We start from the raw sequence: 12,162 nt of genomic DNA, 5'->3' as shown, positions 1-12,162 counted from the left end.
ATTGGTGGGCCTCGCGTGGGAGCGGTCCCATCGGTTGCTCCAGAGTGGTCCCGGATGCCGTCCATGATGTCCGCGGCGTCGGCGCCGCTGGGCAGCGGCCCACGGCGTGGCTCCGCGACCGCGTTGCGGTGGGTCGCGGACAATCTCGCGGTCGTCGGGCCCGACCCGGGCGGCACCATCGTCGCGTTGGCGCGCCTGTTGCCGTCGGAGCCCGGGGTCGTCACCGTGGTCGGCCAGATCGTCGACCCGGACGACTGGGCCCTGATCACCGAGGTCCTGCCGATCGCGGTTCCGCCCGGGGCGGCTGCCCGCCTCGCGGTCAGCGGCACCGGCACGATCCCGACGACCGGTCCGCCCCCGGCCGCGGCCCTGGCCCGACAGCTCCAGGCGGACGTGTACGCGCCGAGCGGTCAGCTCCTGCTCGTGCCCGGGGGTGGCCTGTTCGCCGTCGACGGTTGGCGCTGGTTCCGGGCCGACGGCAGCGTCTCCGACGGTGGCCACCGGTATCCGCCGCCACACTGGGAGGCCGAGGTCGACACCCTGGTCCGGCACGTCGGCGCGGGCGTCCGAGCCCACTGCGTACCGGCCGGCCTGTGGTTGCACGCGGACGCTCCGGACCTGCCGGCCCCGAGCCCGGACGACCTGGCGTTCGCGGTGCCGATGGACGCCGACCGGGTGACGGTGGTGCTCGGGCGTCCCGGGGCGGCCGCGCCCGGCGTCGAGGCGACGCTGTCGATCCTCGACGCGCTGGATCCCTCGATGGTCATCGCACCCTACGGCGAGGCCGCGGACCAGGCGATGCGCCTGGCCGCCACGATCGCCGACCGCTGGGACCGGCCGGTCGAGGTCGCGGCCGGCCTGCCGATCCTGGACGACGAGCACCGGCTGGTGTCGGTCGCGGTCGACCCCGACGGCGACACCTGGTGGACGCCCCCGGTGGCACGGTTGCGGTGCGCTCCGGGCGCCCCGGCGATGCCGATCGGGCCTGTCGATTTCCTCGCCGACCTGCGACCGGCCGGCCCCGGCACGTTCCGGCTCGACGAGCGCTGGGTGGTCGAGCCCACCCAGTTCGGGATGTGGGTGCGACCCCCCTTCGCCGGCCAGCACACCGGTGACGTCCGCCGTCGTCCGTGGCATCCACAGTGGTTCACCATCGCCGTCGGCCTGCCGGGTCTGCCGCTGCCCGACGACGTGTTGCCGATTCTGCACCTGCTGCTGAACCGCCTGCCGGCAGGCGTGCGGGCCCGGACGCGGTTCGTCCCGGAGGAGCTGAGCCACCTGCTGGCACCCGACCCCGTCGACCGGCCCGACGTGGTGCTCGCGGCACAGCGCTCGACACCGCCGCGCTGGTGGCGCCGCGACAGCCGGCTCTTCGCGGTCCTGCTCACCGCCGACGCCCGCACCGGCACGGTGCACACCGATGCGGGCGAGGTCGAACCCGGGCAACTGGGCGAGATCATCGCCGCGTACCGGGAGTTCGATCCGCGTCCGGTCCTGCTGGTCTCCTCCGCGCCCGTCGCCCCGGAGATCGAGCAGCAGGTGGCTGACCAGATGCAGGTCGTGACGATCGGTCGACGGACGGACGGCTGGTGGGCCAGCCGGCCTCGCCGGGTGGACCGTACGCCCCGCCCGGCGTTGCGCCTCGCCTCGTCCTTTCCCTTCCGGGAGGAGGACCTGACCGTGTTGCTGGCACCGGCCCGGTCCACGCCGCCGCGGGTCCAGGACGGCACGGATGACGACGAACCACTGCTGGCGTTGGCCCGGATTCCCGAGGGCGCGGACATCCGGCAACGCACCCACCAGGCCGGTCTCCGTACCGTGGTGGCGGCGCGCGGCCCGGACTGGCGGCGGCCGTTCCTGCTGGCGGGCCGGCCGGTCAGCGCCTGGGACTTCGCCACTGTCGTCGCCGACCGACGGCCGGGCTGGGTCGGCGGGCGGGAGGTCGTCTGGGTGGAGGCCGGTCAGCTCACGGAGCCCCTGCTGCGACTGCTCGCCAACTACCTCGGCTGCCCGGTCGGCGCACGGGCCGGGCTGGTGCAGGACGCGCCGCCGGCCGCGCTGGCGTCCGGGTGGTGCACGGTGTCACCGCGTGTCGACGGCGGCGAGGGTGATTCCGGCCAGGACGGGCGCGGAAGCCTCACGGAGCGGGAGAGTCACGAGCATGAAGAGTCCTGAGCGAGGGTCGACTCCTGAATCCGGCTCCGCCGGCGATGGCCCGGCGACGGCGCGCCAACCGTTGCCGGAGGCCGGTGACCGGGGCTCGGGCGGGGAGGTGTCACCGGCCCCGGGCGAACGCCGACCCCCCGTGCAGCGGGCGGTGGCGCTGAGCGGACTGCCACCCTATGCGGCGCCGCCCGCCGATCCACCGCCTGCCGCCGCTCTGCGGCCCGCGCCGCCGGTCCCGATCGCCGACCGGACCCGGATGCCGGCGCGCCGGCCCGCCGAAGATCGATCGGATACCGCACCGACGGTGCTCCGGCCGCCCCGGCCGGTCACACCGGCGTCGACCCTCCCGCAGGCTCCAGCGCCGGTGGCGGTGGTGCCGGCCGCTCCGATCGGCCTGCCGCCGGCTCGGCAGGAGGCTGCCACCGGCCAGTCGGCAGCCCAACCGGACGCCCCGGTCGACAGGTCGGCGGCTCGGCTCGCGGTCCCGGTCGACAGGTCGGCGGCTCCGCTGGCGGTCCCGGTCGACAGGTCGGCGGCCGACGTGGCATCCGCTGCTGGCGACACGCCGCGCGCCCAACCGCCCTCGCCCGCCGCGCCCGCCGCGCCCGCCGCGCCCGCCGCGCCCGCCGCGCCCGCCGTGCCGGAGCCCGCGCCGGAGCCCGAGCCCGAGCCCGAGCCCGAGCAGCAGAGTGACACGACCGGAAGCCGCCCCTTCGCTACTCTGCTCCGGCCCTGGTCCGTGTCGCTCCTCCTGGTCGGGCTGGTGGCGGTCGCCGCGGTCACGCTCGGCAGCCGCCTGCCCGACGATCGCGCCGATGACCCGACAACCCCGCCCGGGGACGGCGGGTTCGTGATCACCGCCGGTCCGGGTTACGGGCCGCCGCTGCCACCCGGGAGCGGCCCGCCCAACACGGCGCCCACCCGGTCGGCATCGGCCCCGGCGGCGCCGTCCGGGTCTGCGTCACCCGTACCGGCACCGCCCGTACCGGCACCGCCCGCGACAAGCCGCACCGCCGCCAGCAGCGCCGCGAACCCTCCCGGCGGCTCGGCGCCGAAGACCAACGGCCCCGTATCCGGGCTGGCGAACCCCTCGGGCAGGAACCTCGCGTTGAACCGCCCGGCCTCCGCCTCCAGCTTCGAGAAGGACTGGTGGAGCCCCGCGTACGCGGTCGACGGCGACGCGACGACCCGCTGGGGAAGCGACTACTCGGACCCGCAGTGGATCTCCGTCGACCTCGGCGAGGTGTACGCGATCACCACGGTGACCCTGAACTGGGAGCACGCACACGCCACCGCCTACCACGTCGACGTCTCAGCCGACGGCGCCTCCTGGAAGAGGATCTTCACCACGACGTCGGGAGCGCCCGGCCCCGTGCTCATCCCGGGTGACAAGGTGCCCGGACGGTTCGTCCGTGTCACGGGCACCAAGCGCGTCAGCCAGTACGGCTACTCACTCTGGGAGTTCGGGGTTTCCTGACTCAGCTGCCGGCTTCGTGGGTGTAGAGCTCCTCCTCGGTGACGACAGGTGCGATGGTGTCCTCCGGTCGCCCGACCCGCGCGGCCGAACCGAACAGCGGCCCACGTGCCGGTTGCACGGGGGCGAAGGCGGCGAAGCCCTGCCGCTTCGGGATGTCGTCGTAGACCGCCTCCATCCCTCCGCGCAGCAGGTAGGTCTCGTGCCAGAAGCCGGTGCCGCCGCTGTCGCGCAGGAAGTTGCGCCACCAGAGTCGGTGCGGCTCCGAGCGTGCCCAGGACAGGAGTGCGGGCAGGTCCCGCCAGTACTGGCGGATGCCGACGTGCATCGGGAAGAGCGACCAGAGCAGCGACTCGTGCTGGAGCAGGCCCTCAGGCTTGTCGGTCGCGGATCGGCCGATCTGCGGGCCGTAGCCCAGCAGCGTCCGCAGGCCGTAGAGCCGGTTGACGCGCATGCCCAGATAGACGACCACGAGGTCCGGATACGACGACAGGTCGACAGTCTGCCGATTGACGCTGGTGTGCACCGCGGGCTCCCCTCGGATGGGAATGTGACGGGGCCAACGCTAGGCAGAGGCACGGAACAGGCACGGAACAGGAACTGGACGGGGCCGCGTCAGCGCCCGGGTAGCGTCTCGTCGCGTTCGGCGAGGAATCGTTCGGCGCGTCGCGCGAAGAGATGGGCTCCGGTCGCGGTGCACCGGGCGTGCGCCTCGTCTGCCGCCCGGACCGCGGCGAGGTGCTCTCCGCGTGCCTGTAGCAGCCGCGCCCTGAGCAGCAGGAGAAGCCCTTCGGCGTAACGCTGGCCGTAGTCCCAGATGGCCTGGTCCGCCCGGTCGAGGGCGGCGCCGGCCTGCTCGGGCATGTCGGCCGCCAGCCACATCTCGGCGATCAGGGCGTGGTGGAAGGCGACACCCCACTGTGGTGGGTCGAGCAGGTTGGCGACCAGTAGCTCCTCGGCCTCGGCCGCGGCCCCGGCCGGGTCGTCGCCGGTGAGGGCGCGGGCCCAGCACCAACTCTGCCGGATGTAGTGGTCGATCTGGGAACCGAGGCGACCGAGGCCGGCGGAGACCCACCGTTCACCAGCCCGTCGTGCCACGGCCGCGTCTCCGGCCATGGACGCGATCATGCTGGTGTAGTAGACCCACACCGAGGCCGCGTACGGATCACCCGGCACGTCCCAGGTGTCGACGAACGCCAGCGCGGTGTCGACGTCGCCGTGCAGCGCGGTCATCACGGCCCGCCACCCCGGCCCTTCCCCCGGGATGCTGCCGTCGCGCCGAAGCGGTGTCTCCTCGTCCGGTGCGACGGCACCGCCGGGAGACGTGCGCTCCTCCGTGGTGAAGGACCGGTAGGCCCCGTCGATGTGGCCGATGTCCCACTGGTGCAGGCCCCAGGCCAGCCGCCCGTAGCGGCGGATGGTCGGATCGGAGGAGGCCTGACCTTCTTCGTGCATCCGGCGGGCCAGTCTGTCGCGGCCCTTCTCGATGGAGGTGTACGCGCCCATCAGGCGGATGAAGAGGAAGTCCGCGGCCTCCGCCTCCCGGCCGAGGACACGGGCGAGGTACTCACCACGCTCCAGCAGGTCGAACGTCGACGCGTCGTACCCCGACTGCCGCCGGACGACGATGGCGAGCAGCGTGAGCGCGGACAACTCCAGCTCCATCAGGCCGGCGGCCCGGGTGACCTGGACGGCGAAGCGCAGTTGCCGGTTGGCGGACTCGAAGGCGAGCTTGGACGCCGCGCGGCGCCCGGCGCGCGTCAACGCCTGCGCGGTGCGGACCGGCTCGGCGAGGGGGCCGGCGGCCCACAGGTGGAACGCGAGCCGTTCGGCGACATCCTCGTCGTCGCCGTGGGTCCGTTCGAGCGCGTCCGCGACGCGCAGGTGCAACCGGATGATCTGTTGTTTCGTCGTGGTCTCGGAGACCGACTCACGCACCAGGTCGTGTGCGAAGCGGAGCGACGACGGATCCTCCGGTCCCGGTTCGAGGAGCCCGAGGGCGTGCAGTGGCTCGAGGCGTTCGAGACAGTCCGCGATGTCCACGTCGGCGGCGCGGGAGAGCAGGCGCAGGTCGATGTCACGGCCGATCAGCGCGGCGACGTGCAGCAGGTCGCGGGCGTGGTCGTCGAGCCCGGCCATCCGGTCGCGGACCACGTCGCGCACGGTGGACGGAACCCCGGCGGGTGCGGACCCGGCACCGAGCGCGCCGCCCTCGCTGAGCAGCCGGGACAGCTCCCGGACGAAGAACGGATTACCGGCGGTACGGGTGTGGATGTCCCGGGCGGCGGCGTCGTCGAGGCGCTGGCCGGCCTCGTGGCGGACGAGTTCGGCGACGTCGGCCAGACCGAGCGGGCCGAGCCGGAACCTGCGGTGCCCCGGTAGCCGGCTGACCGCGGCGAGAACCTGGGAGAGGCCCGAGCCGAGCACCGGCGCGCGGTCACGAAGAGCGCCGATGATGGCGGTGTGCTGCGGCAGCCGGCTGGTCAGATGACCGAACAACTGCCGGGAGGCGCCGTCGGCCCACTGGAGGTCGTCGAGTATCAGGAGCGTCGGGCGTGCCGCCGAGGCCTCTCGGACGAGGGCGACGACCTGTTCGAAGAGCCGGAACTGGGCAAAGCTGTCGGGAACCGCCCGGCTGGCGCCGTCCCCGCGCCCGAGAAGGCCGCCCAACTCGCTGGCGAGCCACTGACTCCGGTCCGGTGGGGGTAGCTGGTCGACGATCGTGCCCAGCGCCTGTTCCCACGGCCACATCGACGGTGTGCCGTCGCCCTCCAGGCAGCGGCCCCAGACGACACGTACGCCGAGCTGGTCCGCCACGGCTGCGGCCTCTTCCAACAGGCGGGTCTTGCCGACGCCCGGTTCTCCCTCGATGATGCCGATCGCCGTGCCGCCGGTGACCGCACCTTCGACGGTGCGCCGCAGCACGGCGAGTTCCTCGGTCCGGCCGACCAGGCCGGGTGCCGTGGTCGCCCCCGCCTCGCCGTCGGTGCCGACGGGTGGCCGCGGTGCCGGTAGCTGCGCCAGAACCCGCCGGTGTGCGTCGTCCAGTGCCTGGCCCGGGTCGATGCCGAGTTCGTCGGCGAGTCGTCCGCGGACGGTCTGGAAGACCGTCAACGCCTCCGCCTGGCGCCCGGCGGCGCCGAGGACTCCGATGAGCGCGGCCTGCACGGGCTCGTGGAACGGTGCCATCGATGCCGCGAGTCGCAGCGCGGGAAGCACCCGCTCCGGTTGGCCCTGTGCCACCGCGTGTTCGGCCGCTGCCGCACAGGCGTCGTGGAACTCGTCGTCGAGTGCGGCGAAGACCGCCGTCGCGCCTGTCCCGCCGACGATGCCGCCGCCGGCGGGGCCACGCCACAGGTCGAGCGCCGCGACGTGGTGATCGAGTGCGGCCTGGTGGTGGTGCTGCGCCAGCGCGGCCCTGCCCGCGTCGACGAGCTGGCGAAAGTCGATCAGGTCCAATGTGCCGGGAGCAGGGGCGAACAGATAGCCGTTGCCGCGACGATGCAGGAACGAGCCGGTGCCACGGGCGGGAAGCTGGGGTTCGAGGAGCCGTCGTAGCGCGCCCACGTACTTCTGGATGACGTTGAGGGCGCTGGAGGGGGCGTCATCGCCCCAGACCAGGTCGATCAGCTCGCTCGTGCTGGTCAGCCTGCCGGCGCGGGCCAGCAGCAGAGCCAGGAGGTAGGCCTGTTGCCGGGGCCCGGCATTCAGCTCGACGCCGTCGCGCCAGAACCGGAGCGGACCGAGGATCTGCAGGCGCACCGAGGACCCGCGAGCCGGCACCTCCGCGCCGCCGGGCGGGATGGAATGGACTGACACCGCCACGCTTCCCGACCCCGAATGGACATGACTCGACCGTCGCCTGCGCCCACCTGCACGACGTACGTGGACCACGCGGATTCTACCGTGCGCACACGTCGACGCCGCCACGCGCCGGGGTCGACTTGACGGGCGCTGGACGGTCCGGCGGCCCCCATGATCGGCGCGTTCAGTCCCTGTCCACGCCCGGTGCCTACGGTCGAACGCGACAGCACGAGGGATCAACGAAGGGAAATGCCATGGTGGGTGGGGAAGACAAGCCGACGATCGTTCTCGTACACGGCGCGTTCGCGGACAGCAGCGGCTTCGACGCGGTCGTCCGGCGGTTGCTGGCCGACGGGTACCCGGTGGTCGCCGCCCCGAACCCGCTGCGCGGCGTCGCCTCCGACGCGGCCACCGTCCGGGCGTTGCTGGGCAGCATCGAGGGGCCGGTGGTGTTGGTGGGCCACTCCTATGGCGGTGCCGTCATCTCCACCGCCGCGGCCGGCAGCGACCAGGTGCGGGCGCTCGTCTACCTGGCGGCGTTCGTCCCGGACACCGGTGAGGCGGTCGGTGAGCTGGTCACCAGGTTCCCGGGCAGCACGGTGAACGAGTCCCTGAAGGCGGTGCCGCTGACGGACGGCCAGGTCGACCTGTACATCGACCCGGCGGTCTACCATTCCCGCTTCGCGGCCGACGTGCCCGCCGAGGACGCGGCGGTGTACGCGATCGCACAGCGCCCGGCCGCCGCGGCGGCATTCGGCGAGCCCGCGGCCGGGCCGCAGGCGTGGAGCACGATCCCGGCCTTCACCCTGATCAGTGGCGCGGACCTGATCATCCCGCCGGAGACGCAGGAGTTCATGGCCAAGCGGGCCGGGGCCACGGTGCGAGTGGTCGACGGCGCCTCGCACCTGGTGTTCGTCTCGCACCCGGAGACCGCGGTCGCCCTGATCGAGCAGGCGGCCCACGAGACCGCACGCTGACCACAGCGGCCCCGCCGGGGCAACGGCCTGGAACAGGCTCTCCACGAGCTGCTCCAGGCCGACCCGCAGGCTCTCCACGAGCTGCTCCAGGCCGACCCGCAGTCTCTCCACGAGCTGCTCCCGGCTACCTGAAACTCACCAAGTTCTACGGCAAGCCGGGGGCCCGGCCGCCGACGTGGCCGGGGCCGGCCCGCCGGCGACCGGGCCCCCGACAGCGGCGGGCCGCGCCGTCGCTCACGCGGATCCGCCAGGTCCCGTCGAGCCGGAACCGATCGTCTGCCGACGTCGTGGCCGAGCCGGGCCGGTCGGGGGAGCCGGCGCGCGCCGGACGACGGCCACGACGTACAGGAGCAGACCGGCGGCGGTGAGGACGAAACCGGCCCAGACGGTGGACAGGGTTCCCCAGCCGGCGTCGAGGGTGACCGCTCCGCCGATGGCGCCGAGAGAGTTGGCCAGGTTGAGGGCAGCCAGGTTGAGGGCCCCCATCAGCGTCGGGGCGTCGGGTGCGAAGCCGGTCAGTCGCACCTGGATGGTGGGGATCGCGTACATCATGGTCGCGCCGACGCCGAACAGGCACGGCAGCAGAACCGCCAGGTTGCCGCCGGCCAGCCCGATCAGCACGAGGAGTCCCAGCACGGCGCCGTAACCCCAGATGAGACCGCGGTTCTCGTGCCGGTCGGCGACGCGGCCACCGAGGTGGTTGCCGACCGCCATGCCGAGGCCGAAGACGGCGAGCGCGAGCGGGATGAGCGAGGCGTCCCGCCGTGCGGCGTCGGTGACGAACGGGCCGATGAACGTGTAGACGGCGAAGATGCTGGAGATGCCGAGCGCCGCGACGGCGACCATCAGCCAGACGTTGCCCCGACGCAGCGCTCTCAGCTCGTTCGCGACCGAACTGCCACGCAGGTCGTCGGTACGCGGTAGCCAGGCGACCAGGGCGGCGCCGGCAAGCAGACCGACGGCGACGACCGTCCAGTACGTGGCGCGCCAGCCCACGCTCTGACCGATGAGAGTGCCCAGCGGTGATCCGGCGATGGTGGCGACGGTGAGGCCGCCCATCACGGTGGCGAACGCCTTGCCGCCGCGGCCCGGCCCGTACACGTAGGCGGCGACGACGGCTCCCGCACCGAAGAAGGCGCCCTGCACGCTGCCGGCGACGAATCGGCAGACGACGAGCAGCGCGATGTTCGGCGCCAGCGCGGAGAGCCCGTTGCCGACCAGGAACAGCACGATCAGGCCGATCAGCAGAGTGCGCCGGTTGGCCCGGGCGGCAAGCAGGATGATCGCCGGGGAGCCCAGCACCACCCCGATGGCGTAGGCGGTGATCGCGTACGTCGCGACGGGGATGGACACGTCCAGGTCGGACGCGAAGAGCTGGATGATGCCGTTGCTGCCGAACTCTCCGGTGCCGATCGCGAAGGTGCCCAGTGCCAACGCGAGCAACGTCAGCTTCGGATGTCTGATCGTTGGCTTCGTGGAGGCGTGCCGAGCCTCCTCGGCGGTGCACTGGCCTTCGTACGCGTGCTGGTGCATCGTGTCGCGACCGCGTCGCGTCAGCGCGCGGCGCGCTTGATGAGGTCGGCCGTGACGGCGGGCTGCGAGATCATCGCGACGTGCGACGCGCCAACCTCCCGGACCTGGGCACCGGCCCGCCGCGCCATGAACCGCTGTGCCGCGGCCGGCAGCACCTGGTCGTTGCGGGCGACGAGATACCAGGACGGGATGGCCTTCCACGCGGGGGCGCCGGAGGGCTCCCCGAGGGTGCGCGCGTCGGCCGGCCGCTGCCCGGCCCACATCAGCTCGGTGGTCGCCTTCGGCACGTCACCCGCGAACACCTCCCGGAAGAACTCCCGCTTGATGTAGCCGTCGACGAGGCCCTCCGCGTACAGCCGGAAGTCGAGTGCCGCCTCACTGAGCTTGCTCCCCGGGTATTTCGTCTGGAGACCCAGCAGCGTCTCGCCCTGATCGGGCGCGAACGCGGCCACGTAGACCAGGGCCTTCACGTTCGGGTTGCCGGCCGCGGCGTTCGTGGTGACGATTCCGCCGTAGGAGTGCGCGGCGAGGACGATCGGGCCACCCAGGGTGGCGAGGACGCTGGCCAGGTAGGCGGAGTCGGAGGCGACGCCGCGCAGCGGGTTCGCCGGTGCGAGGACCGGGTAGCCCTCGCGGATGAGCCGGGTGGCGACGTCGTTCCAGCCGGACGCGTCGGCGAAGGCGCCGTGCACGAGGACCACAGTGGGCCTGGGCTGGTCACCGGGTCGGGGGTGGGCCTGCGCGGCGGGCGCCCCGAGCACGGCGCCGGTCGCGGCGGCAACGGAACCAGCAAGCAACGATCGACGAGTTGTCGTCATTGAGGTGGACCTTTCGATAATCGTTCTCGGTCGTGATTGCGGCCCAACCTAGATCGCATTACTTGACGAGCACTGAACGATGCCGCCGGCCGATTTGTCGACCAATTCCGTCTTCGTCAAGTCCGTCGACCTAATCTGCGATCATGACGTCGATGAAGAGCGAAGCGGCCATGACGTTGGGCCTGCGGCTCCACGTTCTCAGTTACGTGATCGCCAACCCGGCCCAGATCGTGGTGTGGTGGTTCGCCACGCCCGACCATTTCTTCTGGCCGGTGTGGTCGATCCTCGGCTGGGGTGTCGGACTGGCATTCCACGTCTGGGCGACAAGAAGATTCCTGGCCGGATCGCACCGCGCGGGGCAGCCCCACCCGGGGCGCTGAAGGTGTCGTTCCTCCTGGAGTTCGTCCCCGCGGCCGGTAGGGCGCGGCCGGCGTGCGCACACCGACCGAAGGCAGACGCGTGCGGGTCGTCAGCCGGGCCGAGGGTTTGTTACCCGGCCTCCAGCAGACGGCCGATCACGGTCTTGCGGCGGTTGACCTCACCGGCGAAGTTGACCAGGAAACCGAAGAAGACGGTGGTTTCCGAGGCCCACATCGCGACCCGGCAGCCGCCGGCCGGGCGCGGCGTGATGGTGACGGACATGGTGATGCCGCCGTGGATGCCACGCCGGCGCATGTTGATCGTGCCCGGCCCGCTCGCCGTGGTCCACAGCACCGCGCGGACACCGCCGAACGCGTCGCGCACGATCTGGGCGGCCTCCGCCGGGTCGTACGCGGTCTCGGTCGTGGTTGTCGCGACCGCCTTGCGGGTCTGGGCAAGCTGCCAGACGGCGAAGCCGACCAGACCTGCTACGACGGCAAGACAGAGAACCGTTTCCACAATGGCCACCCTTTCTGGACTGACGAATCGACACGGTCATCAGCGACCACGGGAGGAAAATCAACCACGCTGCTGGCGGAGTTGGTCGACACGCTGCAGTTCGTAGCCGGTCAACATGGCGGTCGGCAGGCCACGCGACCGTTTGAACTCGATGCCGCCGTCGATCAGCGGGAGCGCGGCGGGAATTCCGAGGACGTCACTTCCGTACATCTCCCAGGCGAGGCGGGCCGCGCCGAACGTCGCGAAACCGCCCTGGTCTGTCGCCACGAGGGCCTGTAGCTCGGCCAGAAAGCCCTCCCGGTCGCTTGTCGCGTACCCGTGGAGTTGCGCGACGCGTTGCCACAGAGGGCCGCCGTCGATGCCGCTGCCGTGCGCGTCGAACTCGTACCGGCCGAAGACCTCCAGCCAACCGAACATGTCGTCGGGGAACGGGGATCGAGGTGCTCGCCTGAAGACGCCCATGCCGCGTCCTGACGGACCGCTGTCCGTCAGGACAGGGCGGATGCCGCCG

Annotated in this window: 10 protein-coding genes; 4 read left to right on the top strand and 6 right to left on the bottom strand. The window is 72.4% G+C overall.

The window, feature by feature from the left end; genetic code table 11:
* Nucleotides 1–54: 54 nt before the first annotated feature.
* Complete coding sequence (locus ACGFIQ_RS22110; protein WP_393246383.1) at nucleotides 55–2,175, top strand: hypothetical protein; 2,121 nt, start codon at nucleotides 55–57, stop codon at nucleotides 2,173–2,175.
* Nucleotides 2,176–2,539: 364 nt separating this feature from the next.
* Nucleotides 2,540–3,643, top strand: a complete 1,104-nt coding sequence (locus tag ACGFIQ_RS22105; protein ID WP_393246381.1) for a discoidin domain-containing protein — start codon at nucleotides 2,540–2,542, stop codon at nucleotides 3,641–3,643.
* Nucleotide 3,644: 1 nt separating this feature from the next.
* Here the strand turns inward: ACGFIQ_RS22105 and ACGFIQ_RS22100 are convergent, their stop codons facing one another.
* Nucleotides 3,645–4,166 carry a monooxygenase family protein gene (locus ACGFIQ_RS22100; protein ID WP_393246379.1) on the bottom strand — a complete coding sequence of 174 codons (522 nt, stop codon included), beginning with the start codon at nucleotides 4,164–4,166 and terminating at the stop codon, nucleotides 3,645–3,647.
* Between the two features lie 89 nt (nucleotides 4,167–4,255).
* Nucleotides 4,256–7,459 (bottom strand): ATP-binding protein, encoded by a 3,204-nt coding sequence (locus ACGFIQ_RS22095; protein WP_393246377.1) that lies wholly within the window; start codon nucleotides 7,457–7,459, stop codon nucleotides 4,256–4,258.
* Between the two features lie 239 nt (nucleotides 7,460–7,698).
* On the opposite strand from ACGFIQ_RS22095, the gene ACGFIQ_RS22090 reads away from it, so the two are divergent.
* Nucleotides 7,699–8,421 (top strand): alpha/beta fold hydrolase, encoded by a 723-nt coding sequence (locus tag ACGFIQ_RS22090; RefSeq protein ID WP_393246375.1) that lies wholly within the window; start codon nucleotides 7,699–7,701, stop codon nucleotides 8,419–8,421.
* Between the two features lie 234 nt (nucleotides 8,422–8,655).
* On the opposite strand, the gene ACGFIQ_RS22085 is transcribed toward ACGFIQ_RS22090, so the two are convergent.
* Both ACGFIQ_RS22085 and ACGFIQ_RS22080 read right to left on the bottom strand, forming a co-directional pair.
* A complete protein-coding gene (locus ACGFIQ_RS22085) occupies nucleotides 8,656–9,954 on the bottom strand; it encodes an MFS transporter (RefSeq protein WP_393246373.1) in 1,299 nt (432 codons plus the stop codon).
* 20 nt (nucleotides 9,955–9,974) lie between these two features.
* A complete protein-coding gene (locus ACGFIQ_RS22080) occupies nucleotides 9,975–10,772 on the bottom strand; it encodes an alpha/beta fold hydrolase (protein ID WP_393246371.1) in 798 nt (265 codons plus the stop codon).
* A 152-nt stretch (nucleotides 10,773–10,924) separates the two neighbouring features.
* On the opposite strand from ACGFIQ_RS22080, the gene ACGFIQ_RS22075 reads away from it, so the two are divergent.
* Nucleotides 10,925–11,152 carry a 2TM domain-containing protein gene (locus ACGFIQ_RS22075; protein WP_393246369.1) on the top strand — a complete coding sequence of 76 codons (228 nt, stop codon included), beginning with the start codon at nucleotides 10,925–10,927 and terminating at the stop codon, nucleotides 11,150–11,152.
* A gap of 109 nt (nucleotides 11,153–11,261) precedes the next feature.
* Here ACGFIQ_RS22075 and ACGFIQ_RS22070 read toward each other — a convergent pair whose 3' ends face one another.
* Together ACGFIQ_RS22070 and ACGFIQ_RS22065 are read right to left on the bottom strand one after the other, a co-directional pair.
* Nucleotides 11,262–11,651, bottom strand: a complete 390-nt coding sequence (locus ACGFIQ_RS22070) for a hypothetical protein (RefSeq protein ID WP_393246367.1) — start codon at nucleotides 11,649–11,651, stop codon at nucleotides 11,262–11,264.
* A 60-nt stretch (nucleotides 11,652–11,711) separates the two neighbouring features.
* Complete coding sequence (locus ACGFIQ_RS22065) at nucleotides 11,712–12,113, bottom strand: hypothetical protein (RefSeq protein ID WP_393246365.1); 402 nt, start codon at nucleotides 12,111–12,113, stop codon at nucleotides 11,712–11,714.
* Nucleotides 12,114–12,162: the final 49 nt, after the last annotated feature.

Origin of the sequence: Micromonospora sp. NPDC048898 (assembly GCF_043198035.1) — a bacterium.
In the GTDB taxonomy this organism is placed as follows: Bacteria; Actinomycetota; Actinomycetes; order Mycobacteriales; family Micromonosporaceae; genus Micromonospora.
This window is presented reverse-complemented; position numbering and strand designations above follow the sequence as displayed.